The organism is Caldicellulosiruptor kronotskyensis 2002 (genome assembly GCF_000166775.1).
GTDB lineage: Bacteria > Bacillota > Thermoanaerobacteria > Caldicellulosiruptorales > Caldicellulosiruptoraceae > Caldicellulosiruptor > Caldicellulosiruptor kronotskyensis.
On record NC_014720.1, the window covers coordinates 836857 to 851701 of the forward strand.

A 14845-nucleotide genomic window follows, 5' to 3' on the forward strand; every position below is an offset into this window, starting at 1 on the left:
ATGTTGTATAAGACCAGAACTTTATTGATGGTGGCATTGATACTTTTCGCTGTGATTCTATCGAACAGGACTTTGGCAAGACCAGCACAAGTTGTACCGTTTGTTTTGCCTGTACCATCAGGTGGCAGGTCAAACACGACGGTGCCAGTAGTAGAAGACAGTCAAATAAGCGACAGGATAAAGTTAGAAGAAATAAAGTTTGTCACGAAGAAAGGAACAATTGAAAAATACATTTTTGATGATGAACAAAAATACATTGTGATATTTATGGAAGACGGCAAGGAATACAGGTATTTGTTTGCAGATGCTAAGTATTACAACAACGCCAGAGAAGTTATCATAACTGAGAAGAAACGGGAAGATAAAATAATCAACATAGTGACATTAGTCATAGTTTTCACATTTTCAAGCTTTATAGCAGCAATTATTTTCTCACTGCTGGCAGAGAAAATCAAAGAAAGAAGATGAGCAACTAAAAGAAAGGTCTATTTGCCCCAAACAAACAGTAAAGTGATTGGGAGTTGATGTCATGAGTCTTTGCATTCGTAAATTTTCAGAAGACCCTGAAATAGAAGCGCTAAGAAGGCTGTTTGCAGAAGTCTTGATACTAACAAAAGAAGATATTCAAAGCCCGGTTCCTCGTGGGTGTTATGATGGCAGGAATGAGCCGTGGCGTGTTAAAATGGAGGCTCTTAATTTTATCAAAAGCGAGTATTGCCAGCTTATTTGCGACTTTCTCGGGATTGATTATGAACGTTATAAAAAAGTAGTCTTAAAAAAGTTCAGACCAGCACTTTGCAAAGGAGAGAAGAAAAATGCTGAGCGAAAGACAGATGCACATACTCTCTTTCATTAAAAGCTTTCATGAAGATAAAAAGTATGGCCCAACCATAAAGGAGATTGCAGACGGCACAGGCTATAGCACAACCACTGTCCGCAATGAACTAATCAGCCTTGAAAAGAGAGGATTCATAACAAGGGAAAGAGGAAAATACAGAACGATTGTAATCAATTAGAAAGGAGAAAGTAAAATGTTATGCCCAAAATGCAAAAATGGACTTGTTGTAGAAGACAAAAACTACAAATGTCCTTCTTGCCAAATCTCCCTGCCAGTAGCTTTTTATGGCTACGAGCTAAAGCAAGAGGATATAGACAAGCTTGTATTAGAAGGTGTGAGCGATGAAATTGAGTTTTTCTCAAAAACAAAAAAGAAAAAGTTCAAGGCAAAACTTGTGTATAAAAATGGCAAAGTAGATTTTGAATTTTGTTCTAACAAAGAAAATGAGGGGAAAATAGAAGAAGAAAGAGAAAAAGAAAATGATACAATTTGCATTTTTCTAAATTCCCTCTCAAGCGGGGTTGTAAGAGTATTTAAAATGGATGGGGGTAAAAAGGAAGAGAAGATTTATGATTTTGGCACAAAGGCAACAAGATATTCTCATGCTCTTTCATTAATTGCGATTTTGCCTTTAGTTCCGAACGATAAAAAATTAAGAATAATCTCTGATGATATTGCTTTTGTAAAGTACGCTCTTGGTGAAGCAACACCAAGAGATAGAAATATTAGAACTGGAATCTATGTGCTCTTGCAGGAGCTTAAAAACTACACATGGAGTTTGGAACTCAGTATGAAAAAACTGAGGCTAAAAGGTGGAAATAGCAAGAAGCTTTCTAAAAACCTTTTTCCGTACGTTAGTGTAAAGAAGGCAGAGGAAGAAGAAAGGATAATAGTAGAGATAGAAAACTGCAATCTGGCAGTTGAGGAGCACTTTTTAGAGTATATGCAAAAAGCGGTAAAACTAAAGCTTGGCAAATACATTGTACCAAAAGCACTGAATGAAAAATTGAATATGTGGCAAGAGGCTGCAAAAAACTAAACTTTTGTTCTTCACCAGAATATGATAAAATTAAGATAAAAGTAAAAGCGGCTGCCCCCCTCTTAAGTAAAACTAACAAGAAGGGGAGTAAAAAATGGAGATGAGTCAAATGGAAAATGAAAGGGAAAGAAGAAAAGACAAAGTTAGAGTTTACATCAGCCCCACCAGTATCGACCTTTTAAGGATTGAATTTACCTCTCATCTTCAAGATCTCAAGCGTGAAATCTCAGAAGTCAGGACAGAATTTGATACAAAACTCAAGACTTTGGAAGTTAACATCAAAAGTGAATTTAACCAGAAAATTGGTGAACTTTCAAATCAGGTTGCAAACCTGCAAAAAGAAACTGTTTATCAAATCACGGGTTTGAGAAGCGATACAACAACAGAACTGAGCAATACCAAACAAGAGAGCACAAAAGAGTTTTCAGGTGTCAGAAAAGAGATAGCTGACGTAAAAAACGAAATTGCAGATTTCAAGCAGGAAACAGCCAAGGAGTTTGCAAGTGTAAGAAAAGAAATAACAGATCTGAAAAATGAGTTTATTCAGTTTAGAGAAGAAACCACAAAAGAGTTTGCCAATATAAGAAATGAGTTTGCACAGTTCAAGGAAGAAACAGCAAGAGAGTTTGCCAATGTGAGAAAAGAGATAACCGACTTGAGAAATGAGCTTATACAATTCAAAGAAGAAACAGCAATAGAATTTGCAGCTATCAGGAATGAATTCGCAGACATAAAGAATACATTTAGATGGAATACAATAGGCATTATCGCAGCACTTCTAACAGGGTTTGCAGGAATTATCACTGCAATAGTCCTAAATAAATAATCCTAAAAAGGTGGGCTTGAACCCACCTTTTTTGTTCTATGAACGGCAATGTTACAAATAATTTATACTCATAAGTATACATTATGTTGACAAAATCACTGTTTTGTGATACAATAACATCAGAAAAAACATAAAATAAAACTCAAAATTTTTTCAACATAATGTTTTTTGAGAAAATAAAAAGGGGGGAATAATCATGTTCAAGAGAGGAGTTAAAAATCCACCCAAGCCTGAAGTAATGCTTCAGGAGCTCAAAAAAGAGCTTCACAGACTCAGAAAACTCTATAACGAAGCTTTTACCCACTTTTACAGAACTGGTGACTATGAGTTTGTAAAAAAAGTCGATGAGAAATACTATGAAATTCTAAAGGCATATGTTATGTACAAAGATTACCTCTTTAAAAAGTGAGGCTGGAAATAAAATGCTGAAAGAATTTGAAGACTATCTAAAAACTCAGGACTTTACAGAAAACACAATAAAAAGTTATACCAAGGATGTTGAGCTTTTCATGCGCTGGTATGTTGATACTACTGGTCAGGAGTTTTTACCAGAGAATTTGACAGAGTTTGACCTTGTTGAGTACAAATCATACCTTCTGCGCAAAAACCACAAACCAAGTACAGTAAACCGAAGTATTATATCTCTAAGAAAATTTGTGCATTTTCTACTGGACAGAGGATTGCTTAATAAAGACATATCAACAAGACTAAAACAGGTAAAAGACACAACAAGAAATCTCTCCCCAGTAGTTTTAGACAAAAAAGATATATACAAGTTCCGTCGCACTGTACATCAATTTGGAAAGACAAGGGATGTCGCTTTTGTAGAGCTTCTACTCAATACAGGAATGAGAATATCAGAAGCTATAAATCTCAAACTTGAAGATGTTGAGATATCAGAGAGAAAAGGTAAAGTAAAAATCTGGGGCAAAGGCAGAAGCTATAGAGAAGTGCCTTTAAACTCCGATGCAAGAAAATACCTATCGGAATATCTGAAAAAGCGGCCTTACTCAGAAACAAACTATCTTTTTGTTACTTCAACGGGCAAAAAACTGACGCGCAACAGTGCCTATAAAATCATACAAAAGTATGCCAAACTTGCCGGGCTTTGTTTACATCCACACATGCTCAGGCATTTCTTTGCACAAACGTTGATTGATAAGGGTTTGAATATCTACGATGTTCAACAGCTGCTGGGACACCAAAGAATAGAAACAACTTTGAGATATAAAAAACCAAATACAAAGCTTCAGGAAGAAATGGTGGAAAACTTGTTAGAATAGAAAGGTAATGCTTGATAATGTTAAAAATAGAACGCAAAACCTTATATTATTCAACAGGACATAAGAAAGCTTTTATCAAAGATAAGCTTTGTTGAAAAAATCGCATTTGGAAGATGAAATTACAATAGTTTTGTAAGTTTCAACTTTGATTCGAATCTTAGTGTAAAATATTTATAGGACATTGGATGGAAAAAAGCTCCCTCCTCTTGGTAGAAGAGAAAAAATGAAGTAGAATATAATGATGAAAAATAAAAAAAAGAAAAAGGAAAAACAAACCAAAGGAGGGAGCAAAATGACTGAAAATATTGTATCAAAAATAGAAGAACTTTTAAAGACTTTTGAGGAAGGATTAGAGAAGATAGTGAAAAGGGAGAAGGATTTAGCGGAATATTCAATTGAACTTAAGAAGCAGTTAGACCTGATAGGCAAGGAGATGATAAAGGAAGCATGTGAACTTATAGATGAATCATTGAAAGTAAACGAAGAGAGGAAGAAGAGGTATGAGGTTGTGAGGAGAGACAAGAGGGGTTTAAAGACAATATTTGGTTATATTGAATATGAGAGAACATATTACAAAGATAAGGAAGGAAAAGGATATGTTTATTTAGTTGATATAGTTTTAGGGATAGAGAGATATCAAAGGATAGACAATGCGGTAAAGGGAGCGATAATAGAGAGAGTAGTAGACATGTCATATGAGAAGGCAGCAAAGGAAGTATTAGGGGAGGATAGGATTAGTAGACAAAGTGTAATGAATATTTTGAAAGGGATAGATAGTAAAGAATTAGATGAAATCCAGCATAGCAAGAGTGTAAGAGGAGAGAAGAAAGTTGTAAAAGAGCTTTATATAGAGGCGGATGAAGACCATATTTCATTACAGAATGGAAAGAAAGAGATAGCGAAGCTTGCTTACATAAATACGGGATATAAGGAAGAGAAGGGCGTTGTTATTAGGAAGGAATTAAAGGATTTGCATTATTTTAGCAGTGTAAAAGAGGATGCAGATGATTTTTGGGCAAAAGTGGGTAAGTATATTGAAGAGAATTTTGAAGTTGAGAAGATAGAAAACATATATCTTTTAGGAGATGGAGCTAATTGGATAAAGAAGGGATTAGAGTGGATAGATGGAGCGGAATTTGTATTAGATAAGTTTCACTTAACGAAGGAGATAATGAAAATAGCAGGAGGGGATAGAAAATTATTTAATGAGATTTTGAAAGCATTAAGAGAGAAGGATAGAGAGAGATTTGAGGCATTAGTAAAAGAAAAGATGGAGGAGGTTAAAGAAGATGAGTTAGCTAAGAGGAGGATAAAGAAGGGAAAGAGATACATACTTTCGCACTGGGATAATATAGTATTAGAAGCAGCGAATGTTAATATAAAGGGATGTAGTGCAGAAGGGCATGTAAGTCATGTATTAGCAGAGAGGATGAGTTCAAGACCAAGAGGATGGAGTGAAGATATAGCAGAGACCATGGTAAAGTTATTGAGTTTAAAATACAATGGTTTTGAACTTATGAATGTATATTTAGAGAAGATAAAAGCCAAGAAAGCAGAAAGGCAAGAAGTTAAAGAAATAGCAAAAGGAATTATAAAGAACGGGAAAAGAGTACGAAAAGGTACGGAAAAGTGGAATAATATACCAGTTATAGCAAATGGTAAAGTTAACCAGTTACGAAGAGCATTAAAGTCTTTGATTAGTTGTAGCTTCTATAATGCAGGTGTATTCTAATAAAAATTTTTTCCTACAAACTCTTGACACTATCGATTCGAATGGGAGTATTGAAAAAATGATAAAATAGGTGTATAATAAAAACAGAAAATAAAAAGGCCCTGCCAAATCGAAGCTCCAGGTTCCTACCTGGAAGGAATTTGTAGAGGCGGTGGGGCTCTATTTTTTTGCCTTACTTGGGTCAATTACATAATTTTTTGATACAAATTTCCAATGTCTATAGGGATGAAGCCATAAATTTTTCCAACTTCCTTTTTTCCCAGTAGTGTCTCCAATATTAAAGTTCTTAAAATCTGGTCTCAGATTACAAATAAGATTTCTAATATGTTCATAGAGTTCTTCTTTAGCTTTTGTTTTATCAAAAAATTAAGCAAGAAGACTCCATCTTCTCCAAGATGGAGATGAATTGCTAAAAATATGATATAATATTCCTCAGGTGATTAAAATGTACAAAACGCAGAAAAATCATATAAGATGTGATAAACAAACATACAAACTGCTACGTTATCTTTGCCACTTTTCTAAAAACCTGTACAACTATGCTCTGTACTATATAAGGCAACACTACTTTAAAACTCAGGAATATTTGAGATATGAAAGTGTATATCATCTTGTGAAAGACAGCGAAGACTACAGACTTTTGCCATCGCAGGTTGCCCAGCAAACACTTATTTCAGTGGATGAAGCTTTTAAATCTTTTCTAAGTCTTTTGAAAGCCAAAAAAGAAGGGAAGGTAGAAGAAAAAGTTTCAATGCCTAAATACCTGCCGAAGGATGGGATGTATCAGATAGTTTTTTCGAAGGACCAGTTCAAGACAGAAGGCAAAAAAGTGCGATTGAGTCTTGGCAGGAGTTTTGCAAAAGAGTTTGGTGTAAGGTACCTGTATTTTGACCTGCCAGCTACGGTTCTGGGTAAGAAAATTAAGGAAGTCAGGATAGTGCCAAGATTTAATGGTAGATGGTTTGAGATTGAGTATGTGTATGAAGAAGAGCAACAGCTAAGTATTTTTGATTTGAGCAGATGTTTAGCAATAGACTTAGGGCTTGACAATTTTGCAGCGGTGGTTGATACCATCGGGACTGCCTTTTTGATAGAGGGCAGGTTTTTAAAATCAGTCAACCGATGGTACAACAAAGAAAGGGCAAGACTTCAGTCGATCTACAGCAGGCAAGGGATAAAATGTGGCAGAAAACTTGCTTTAGTTTCTCGCAAAAGGCAGCATATAATTGACAATTTTTTGAATCAGGCTGTGAGTTTGATAATCAAGCACTGTTTGAACAATCAGATAGGTGCAGTAGTTGTTGGCAGGATGAAAGGTATAAAGCAGGGGATAGAGATAGGAAGAGTAAACAATCAAAATTTTGTGGGGATACCATATGACAAGTTCAAGAGGAAGCTAAAATCGAAGTGCATGTATTATGGCATAAGGTATATGGAAGTGGATGAGGGTTATACATCACAAAGATGTAGCAGATGTGGGCATGTTAGCAAAAGTAGCAGGAAATACAGGGGATTGTATGTATGCAAAAAGTGTGGGTATGTAGTAAATGCGGATATAAATGGAGCGATAAACATAGTTGCAAAGGTAGCTGGTGAGTCTGCTGTAAAGCAGATAACCAGTAGTGGGTGTGTGAACCACCCTGTGAGAATAAGGGTAGCTTGAGATGCTACCAAACTTCTCACGAAGCCTCCACCTCTTTAGGTGGACGGTAGTTCACATTTGCCTTTTTGAATTCATCTAAAAATTGGAGATTATAAATAAACGTTTTAAATTTTTCATTCTTTTCAGTTGTATCCGGCAACTTATCAAAATATGGTATCAAGTAAATTTCTTCTTTACTGTCGTTGCAATACCTAAAACCAAATGCGTGTTTAAAAAATTGATAATAAAGAAGATAAAATTCATTTTCTTGTTGTTCTTTTGTAAGTCCTACTGTTTGAAAATACTTTTGTTTAAACATAATTCTAATCTTTATTTTATTATCCTTCACAAATGAAAAATAGTATTCTATGAAACTTTTATATTTATCTAAGTACTGCAAACTAACTTTGCTCCATTTTACCTCTCCGTATAAATTAAGCTCTCTCTTTTTTTGATTTAATTTATCATTTATTTCTTGAAAATATTTACTTTCCACAAGTGCCCCACCATAAAAATTTGTGTAATATTTTCCCTGTTTAGTAGATTCATCACAATAAATTATGTAAGTCTTCATTCTGTTCCTCCTACTTGTTTAAGTTGTTGCTTATTGCAAAATATAATAAAATTATATCACAAAAATTCTGGGAAGGAGCTGATACAATGCCTGTTTACAAACACAAGGCTGACAGAGAGGTTGAAAAATTTGTGTATGATTGGGGAGCTGCAACTTTAAAGCATCTTGCAGAACTTGTTTACCCTTTTCCAGAAGCAAAGCTTAAAAGATTGATAAAAGGTTTGAGGGTTGAAGAAAGGGATGGAGTTTACTATGTTCCGTTCAGAAGACTAAAACCTGATGTAGAAAGAAGAAGACTTGCCTTTCTCGACTTTATGGTAGATTTTCTCCAAGACAGAGTAACGTTTTATTATCCAGCAGATTTTCCTTTTGTCGCTCTTGTGAAAACAACAAAAGGGAAACTTGCATATGTAACAGTAATATTCCCTGGCGAAGAAGAACTTGTGTCAGAAATAATTAACATGAATCCTCCAGAAAGCATTATTTGTGTGCTACAGAACAAAGAGCAGAAAAACAAAATAAAGCTAAAATCAAAAATAGTAAAATTTTACTTGCAAAACGGCGAGGAAGTTGTATAATATTTTCATAGAAGAAGTGTTTGCAAAGTTAAAAAAATTGGGTATAATATAATCAAGAAGAAATTTCAGAGTCCAACCACTCAAGAGAGTAAAGCCACAGAGAGTTTGCGACAATGCAAATCATCTCTGTGGCTTTGTTTTTTATATGAGCACTTCAACAATCCTTCTACTTTCAGAGTCCCACCGATTTCGGAGTCCCACCGAAAAAGGAGTGAGTACACCTTGAAAAAGTTAATCGGGAGTTTACTTTTAAGAGATTACCATTTAATGGAGTCTTACAAAATCATTGAGTTTGCTGACACAAATTGCGTGATAGTCAAGTACCTTTTTAAGGTTAAAGACAGCAAAAACCACAGCAAACTACTGAGCACAAGACAGCTTTTCAGAACAGGACAACAACTTCCGACCAGTAGCCAGATGTGGAAATATCTTGGCGGAAAATAACGGTGGGGTTCTCCCCTCCACCCTCTGGAGTTACACCAAAATGGGAGGGAGTTGAACATGAGGAGTTCAACAATCAAACTTAAACTCGGTCAGGTATTTTTGACAAGAGAGGTTGCAAATAAAGTCTCAGAACATGAAATTCTGTGGTGCCTTGCTAAACATCAAGAAGGCGACTGGGGTGATATGCCAGAGAAAGACAAAAAAATCAACGACTGGGCAGTAGAAAGAGGAGAAAGAGTTATTTCAAAATACCGCACAGAAGCAGGCGATATATACATCATTACCGAACCTGACCGTTCCTACACAACAGTGCTTTTCACATGGGAGTATTGACAGAGCTGAGCCTCAGCTGCCAGCTCTGTCTCTGGAGTTAAACTAAACTTTTGGAGGGGAGTTAACATGGAAAAGAGTATTGTTAAAAGGAACGATATTCCTGAGGTAGTTTACACTTCTGAAGACGGAAAAGAAATTAGACTTACATTTGACACAGTAAAACGATATCTCGTCAGCGGTGATGCGACAAAAGTAAACGACGAAGAAGTTGTACTATTTATGAAACTCTGCGAAAGCCAGAAATTAAACCCATTTAGAAAAGATGCATACCTTATCAAGTATGGTGACGAACCGGCAACAATAGTTGTTTCAAAGGATGTATTTATCAGAAGAGCGCAAAAGAGCGGTCTTTGCAACGGATGGAGAGCAGGCATTGTTGTAAGGCACAGCGACGGAACTGTTGAATACCGAGAAGGAGCTTTACTACTGGATGGAGAACAGTTAGTTGGTGGCTGGGCTGAAGTATATAGAAAAGACTGGCAAGTGCCACTAAAAGTAACCGTATCTATTTCGGAATACATGAAAAAGAAAAAAGATGGACAACCGACAAAGAACTGGTTACAAATGCCTGCCACACTCATCAGAAAAGTTGCTCTCTCGCAAGCATTGAGAGAAACATTTATGGAAGAACTTCAGGGATTGTACAGCGCAGAAGAAATGGGCGCAGATGAACTGGAAGAAGCTCCGATGGTACAGCCAGCAGTGATAACTGAGCCACAGTACAAAATAGAAGAAACTGTTCCTGAAGAACAAAGCCAGCCAGAACAGGTTAAACCTTCTGAACAACAGGTCAAACCAGATAAAAGCAAAGTTGAAGAACAATTCAAAGAAGAAGAAAAACAAGAGTTTATAAAAGTTCAAATTGAAGATGTGAACATACTCAGAGCAAAAAACGGCGGAGAATTTTTAAAAGTGAAAGCGAACGACAAAATATTCTATGCGCCAGCAAACGATAGAATGGTAAATGTTCTCACAAAAGGTGCTGTAGTTGATGTAAAGGTTGAGAAAAAAGGCGGCATCGATGTAATTACTGACTTCAAAGTAGCATAAAAAAGGGAGAGGATCCCTCCTCTCCCTCTGAGTTCCACCAACCAAGGGAAAGGGGAGTTAAACTATGAAATGCCAAAACTGTGGCTTAGAAAACTGCTTTGAGTTATACTTTTGCTGGTTTGGAGTATATATTGAACCAATTGTAGGAGCATACGTAGCCGAATATGATATCTCTGAAGCACGCTGTGCTAACTGTGGTTATGAGCTTTCGTATGAAGAGGTAGAGGAATTATTTGAAGAAATTAACGTTATCAAAAACAGCTGAGCAAGGGATGTTTCCCTTGCTTCTCAAGAGTTAAACCATCAACTGAGTAAACAACGCAGGCAAGTCACCCCCTTTCTAAAAAATGGGTGTGTTGGGGAAATTAAATAGAGTAGAAAAGGGGGTGATATGTTTGGGTAGGGAATTTCTACAACTATCATTAAAAGCAGGCACAGCTATAATAATTACGTTATTAGTAATAATTGCAAAGGCTAATATCGAAATAGTGATTGGATTCGTTCCCCTGAAGGTTAAAATAAAAAAGAAAGTAGTTAGGTAATTTTATACCTAACTACTTTCAAGCCACCCAAACACCTGCGTTCCTATAAATCTTAAAACTTTCCCCAACACACCCTACCCTTATTATACCACATTTTAAAAGTTTGAGACATAACAAATTTTAGGGCAACTGCCTCGGAGTTATACCAATAAGAAAGGGGAGTTAAACCATGATAAGAGTTGTAAACAATGGAGAAGTTGTACTTATAACCTTTGTTAATGGCAAAATTAGACTCACTGTAAAGAAAAAGGGAACTGTAATTAAAGTAGTCGACGATGAGCTGGTAAAAGATGCACTAAAACAAGTACGAGAATTTGTCGATGAGGGTACTTTTGTTATGGTAACAGATGTGTTAAGAACAGTCCTGAGAGAAAAGAAAAAAGAAAATGTACCAGCGTAGCTTCTTGGCAGGGACTTGTCCCCTGCCTCAGAGTTAAACAATTAAGAAAGGGGAGTTGACCTATGAAATGCCAAAATTGTAGCGGAAAAAATTTTGAGTTATACTTTCGTTGGTTTGGAGTATATATTGAACAAGGTATTGGAGCCTATGTAACAGAGCATGATATTTCAGAAGCACGATGTGCTGACTGCGGTTATGAGCTTTCAGATGAAGAGGTAGACAAATTATTTAAAGAAATTAACTTTATCCGAAACGACTGAGCAAGGGAAACATCCCTTGCTTCTCAGGAGTCAAACTATAAACTGAGTCGACAGCGCAGGCAAGTCACCCCCTTTTTTAGATATGGGGATGTTGGGGAGAAATAAACATGCAAAAACAAAGGGGGTGACATCGTTGAGTATTGAGGTAATAAAAATTGTTTCAGCCAGTGTAGTGGTTGCAGTAAGTGTACTTGCAATTTGTCTGACTAAAGCGAATTATAGAATCAGTCTAAGTATAAAACCCTTCAGGGTTCAAATAAAAAAAGAAGTGGTAAAGTAAAACTTTACCACTTCCTGTTCAACGCCTGCGCTTTAAAATAAATCCCCAACATCCCCCAAAATTATTATACCACTTTCAAGATATTTCTACAACCAATTTTCAGGCAAATATCTCAATAGACAACGTTACAGCATTCTTCAGCCCAGTAGAAGTCTTACGGCGGGAATTTTTCCCTGCCTCTAAAGTAGAACAATATAAGAAAGGGGAGTTGAACATGATAGAGTTAATTGATGTTATGAAAGGAAGTTACTCAAGACTTCAGCTTTTTGAGAAGTGCCAGAAAGCCTTTTATTACAAATACGTAAAAGGAATTGAGTACAGCACACCTGCAATGGAGTTTGGCAGAATCATCCACGAAGAACTTGCAAAATTTTTAACTACTGGCGTCGAAGGTGAGAACGTTAAACAATTCCTTACCCAAAAAGTCAGACATTATGCTGGTGTTCATCCTGAATACGTCGAGTTTGAACTCAAATTCACATCGCCATCTGGTACGGAATACACAGCTGTGATTGACCTTTTTGATAACAGAACATCAAAAGTGCTGGACTGGAAAACAAGTTGGCAGAAGAGCTCAGATGTAAAACAGTTATACCTTTATGCGAATGCACTTAAACAGAATGGTTATGAACCACGCTACCTGTCGTTCTTCTATTTGAGGTACAACGAAGAGATTGAGACAGAGTTGGATCAAAATAAACTTGTTGAAACACTTGATTGGATATCAATAATTGAAGATATAATGAACGAGAAAGTATTCTTGTATTCGATGAGTGGCGATGAAGAAGAATTTGAAAAGAACTACTCATCATGTAAAGGCTGTCCATACTCAGCAATATGCCTTGGCGAAAATATTACTGACAAACAGAAAGCGTTGGAACTTGCAAAGTACATTGAAGAACTTGAAGCAAAATTAAATGCTGCAAAAGATGCATTAAAAACATATTTAGAAGAAACGGGAGAAGAACTTGTAACAGATTCAGGAGTATGGCGCTTGACTCCGGTAAATAGTTTTAGCTTTGACACTCGTAAAGTTTGGGAATATATTAAAAGTGTTGGCAAAGATCCAATTGAATTTGCAAACTTCACAGCAACAAATCTTAAGAAATTAAAGCTAACAGATGATGTATTAGAGCAATTAGGTGAGAGAAAAATCACATATCAATTGAAAAAAGTAAAGAAACAGGGTTGAGAAGGATATCCTTCTCTTCCCTCTCCTTTCGGAGTAAAACCGAAAGGGGGAGTTGAACGTGAAAAACCAGCTTAGTTTTTTTGATAGAAAGGTATATGCACCTGAGCCAAGATGTATTGCACAAAAATACCGAATTTCACTAATAAAAGAGGAGTCTTTTGCATATAACTTTCAACTTGCGAATGTTAGTCTTGCAGTTGACTTTCTAAAAAAACATCTAAAATTACATTTAGAACCTGAAGAAGTTTTAGTTGTACTTTGTCTCGATGTCCAGTTAAACCTGAATGCTATTTTTGAAGTAAGCAGAGGGACGCTCAACTTTGCTCCTGCTAATACACGTGAAATTTTTAAGAGGGTACTACTAACAAACTGTCACAGTATAATCATTGCGCATAACCATCCCGGTGGTTCTGCAAAACCATCGATGGATGACATCGACACGACAAAGAAAATAAAAGAAGCTGCACAACTGCTGGACATAAGGCTCAACGACCACATTATTATAGCAGAAGATTCCTATTATTCGTTCTCACAAGCAGGAATACTATAGGAGAGGTGCTCCCTCTCCCTCTTGTCGGAGTTTTACTCAAAAGCGAGTAAAACAAAACTGAGTAAAAAATAAGAAGGGAGAGGGAGTGCCATGATGAAACATGAACTTGTTGACATTAGGATGGATTTTGTGTTGAATTTATTAAGACTTCATGTTGTAAAACAACATGGTAACGAGTTGAACACTTATTGTCCGAAGTGTGATAACAAGATAAAAGGAGAAGGACACCTTTATATCAATGTTTACAAGAACACATTTTACTGCCACAAGTGTGGCGTGGGCGGAAATGCGCTTCAGCTCTATGCATGGTTGAACAATTTGGATACAAAAGAAGCTTACAGGGAAATTGTACAAGAACTAAAAGGCGCAAAAAGAGCACGTAAAGCTGTTGCAGAACCTACTGCCACATATAACGTCAATGTTGTCAAGACTGAAAATCTTGCACCAGTAGAGCAAAGAGATTTGGTTTACAGGGAATTCCTGAACTTGTTAGACCTCGACGATGAGCACAGAGAACACCTGCTGGGAAGAGGTTTAACTGACACATTTACAAAATTCAAAATGTATAAAAGTCTAAACATCAAAGACGAAAAAAGTAGAAAAGAAATTTGCAAAAAGCTCATTGAAAAAGGTTTAACCTTAGAGGGAGTACCTGGCTTCTTCAGACACTCTAACGGCGATTGGGACTTTATCCCATACAACGGCTTCTGTATACCTGTCCGTGATTTAGAGGGCAGGATACAGGGATTGCAGGTTAGAATTGTCGGAGATACTAATGGTGGCAAATACAGGTGGTTTTCATCGGGTAACATTCCTACTGGAACAGGAGCTAAAAACTTTGTACATGTTGTAGGTACATTTAATGAAGAGAGATACAAAAGAGTATTTATAATCGAAGGCGCTCTCAAAGCTGATATATGTTCATATCTTATGGATGGCGAAATGTTCATAGGAATCCCTGGTATTGCAAATAGCCACGATCAAGTAGTTGAAGTTGTAAAAAAGCTCGGACTGAAATATGAAGGAGAGGTATATGTAGTAGTTGACAATGACTATTATGATAAAAAAGAAGTAAAAAATTCATTTGAAAGGATAAAAAAGAAATTTAATGATAATGGAATTAGCATTTTAAGACTTGGATTTAACTTGAATTACAAAGGCTTTGATGATTATCTGCTTGCAAAGGTTCGAGGAGAGTGTGTTTAAAAGCTGCACTCTCCTCTTATTTTTTCTTGCAATTAAAAAAGGCGTAAGGTAAAATTATTACATTAATAAAATTCTT

Annotated in this window: 22 protein-coding genes; 21 read left to right on the forward strand and 1 reads right to left on the reverse strand. The window is 36.3% G+C overall.

Annotation, left to right across the window (positions count from 1 at the left end; all coding sequences use genetic code 11):
* The 9 genes from CALKRO_RS03450 (at window position 1) to CALKRO_RS03490 (ending at window position 7381) form a co-directional block, all read left to right on the forward strand.
* Window positions 1–468, forward strand: a complete 468-nt coding sequence (locus CALKRO_RS03450; protein ID WP_013429726.1) for a hypothetical protein — start codon at window positions 1–3, stop codon at window positions 466–468.
* A 61-nt stretch (window positions 469–529) separates the two neighbouring features.
* Window positions 530–856: a hypothetical protein gene (locus CALKRO_RS03455; protein ID WP_013429727.1), complete on the forward strand. Its 327-nt coding sequence runs from the start codon at window positions 530–532 to the stop codon at window positions 854–856.
* A complete protein-coding gene (locus CALKRO_RS03460) occupies window positions 816–1016 on the forward strand; it encodes a LexA family protein (protein ID WP_013429728.1) in 201 nt (66 codons plus the stop codon). The genes CALKRO_RS03455 and CALKRO_RS03460 overlap by 41 nt, the downstream gene beginning before the upstream one ends.
* Before the next feature lie 15 nt (window positions 1017–1031).
* Window positions 1032–1877 carry a topoisomerase C-terminal repeat-containing protein gene (locus CALKRO_RS03465; protein ID WP_013429729.1) on the forward strand — a complete coding sequence of 282 codons (846 nt, stop codon included), beginning with the start codon at window positions 1032–1034 and terminating at the stop codon, window positions 1875–1877.
* Window positions 1878–1971: 94 nt separating this feature from the next.
* Window positions 1972–2703, forward strand: a complete 732-nt coding sequence (locus CALKRO_RS03470) for a nucleotide exchange factor GrpE (protein ID WP_013429730.1) — start codon at window positions 1972–1974, stop codon at window positions 2701–2703.
* Between the two features lie 196 nt (window positions 2704–2899).
* Window positions 2900–3112, forward strand: coding sequence for a hypothetical protein (locus CALKRO_RS03475; RefSeq protein ID WP_013429731.1), 213 nt, complete (start codon window positions 2900–2902; stop codon window positions 3110–3112).
* A 13-nt stretch (window positions 3113–3125) separates the two neighbouring features.
* Window positions 3126–3986, forward strand: coding sequence for a tyrosine-type recombinase/integrase (locus CALKRO_RS03480; RefSeq protein ID WP_013429732.1), 861 nt, complete (start codon window positions 3126–3128; stop codon window positions 3984–3986).
* A gap of 292 nt (window positions 3987–4278) precedes the next feature.
* A complete protein-coding gene (locus CALKRO_RS03485) occupies window positions 4279–5718 on the forward strand; it encodes an ISLre2-like element ISCbe4 family transposase (RefSeq protein WP_013429733.1) in 1440 nt (479 codons plus the stop codon).
* 445 nt (window positions 5719–6163) lie between these two features.
* Entirely contained in the window at window positions 6164–7381 is a 1218-nt protein-coding gene (locus CALKRO_RS03490; protein WP_013429701.1) for an RNA-guided endonuclease InsQ/TnpB family protein, read from the forward strand.
* Between the two features lie 16 nt (window positions 7382–7397).
* Here CALKRO_RS03490 and CALKRO_RS03495 read toward each other — a convergent pair whose 3' ends face one another.
* Complete coding sequence (locus CALKRO_RS03495) at window positions 7398–7934, reverse strand: DUF3800 domain-containing protein (RefSeq protein ID WP_013429734.1); 537 nt, start codon at window positions 7932–7934, stop codon at window positions 7398–7400.
* Between the two features lie 86 nt (window positions 7935–8020).
* Here CALKRO_RS03495 and CALKRO_RS03500 point away from each other — a divergent pair, with 86 nt between their 5' ends.
* The 12 genes from CALKRO_RS03500 (at window position 8021) to CALKRO_RS03540 (ending at window position 14769) form a co-directional block, all read left to right on the forward strand.
* A complete protein-coding gene (locus tag CALKRO_RS03500; protein WP_013429735.1) occupies window positions 8021–8512 on the forward strand; it encodes a DUF5697 family protein in 492 nt (163 codons plus the stop codon).
* A gap of 222 nt (window positions 8513–8734) precedes the next feature.
* Window positions 8735–8956: a hypothetical protein gene (locus CALKRO_RS13500; protein ID WP_148222757.1), complete on the forward strand. Its 222-nt coding sequence runs from the start codon at window positions 8735–8737 to the stop codon at window positions 8954–8956.
* A gap of 57 nt (window positions 8957–9013) precedes the next feature.
* Window positions 9014–9289: a hypothetical protein gene (locus CALKRO_RS03505; protein ID WP_013429737.1), complete on the forward strand. Its 276-nt coding sequence runs from the start codon at window positions 9014–9016 to the stop codon at window positions 9287–9289.
* A gap of 66 nt (window positions 9290–9355) precedes the next feature.
* Window positions 9356–10339, forward strand: a complete 984-nt coding sequence (gene bet, locus CALKRO_RS03510; protein WP_013429738.1) for a phage recombination protein Bet — start codon at window positions 9356–9358, stop codon at window positions 10337–10339.
* A 64-nt stretch (window positions 10340–10403) separates the two neighbouring features.
* Entirely contained in the window at window positions 10404–10604 is a 201-nt protein-coding gene (locus CALKRO_RS03515) for a hypothetical protein (RefSeq protein ID WP_013429739.1), read from the forward strand.
* A 130-nt stretch (window positions 10605–10734) separates the two neighbouring features.
* A complete protein-coding gene (locus tag CALKRO_RS13595) occupies window positions 10735–10881 on the forward strand; it encodes a hypothetical protein (RefSeq protein ID WP_158304413.1) in 147 nt (48 codons plus the stop codon).
* Window positions 10882–11050: 169 nt separating this feature from the next.
* Entirely contained in the window at window positions 11051–11281 is a 231-nt protein-coding gene (locus tag CALKRO_RS03520; protein WP_013429740.1) for a hypothetical protein, read from the forward strand.
* Between the two features lie 62 nt (window positions 11282–11343).
* Window positions 11344–11541, forward strand: coding sequence for a hypothetical protein (locus CALKRO_RS03525; protein ID WP_013429741.1), 198 nt, complete (start codon window positions 11344–11346; stop codon window positions 11539–11541).
* 133 nt (window positions 11542–11674) lie between these two features.
* Complete coding sequence (locus CALKRO_RS13600) at window positions 11675–11821, forward strand: hypothetical protein (protein WP_158304414.1); 147 nt, start codon at window positions 11675–11677, stop codon at window positions 11819–11821.
* 214 nt (window positions 11822–12035) lie between these two features.
* Window positions 12036–13013, forward strand: coding sequence for a RecB family exonuclease (locus tag CALKRO_RS03530; RefSeq protein WP_013429742.1), 978 nt, complete (start codon window positions 12036–12038; stop codon window positions 13011–13013).
* A 58-nt stretch (window positions 13014–13071) separates the two neighbouring features.
* Window positions 13072–13563 carry a JAB domain-containing protein gene (locus CALKRO_RS03535; RefSeq protein WP_013429743.1) on the forward strand — a complete coding sequence of 164 codons (492 nt, stop codon included), beginning with the start codon at window positions 13072–13074 and terminating at the stop codon, window positions 13561–13563.
* A gap of 90 nt (window positions 13564–13653) precedes the next feature.
* Window positions 13654–14769 (forward strand): DUF3854 domain-containing protein, encoded by a 1116-nt coding sequence (locus tag CALKRO_RS03540; protein WP_237699125.1) that lies wholly within the window; start codon window positions 13654–13656, stop codon window positions 14767–14769.
* Window positions 14770–14845 lie beyond the last annotated feature (76 nt).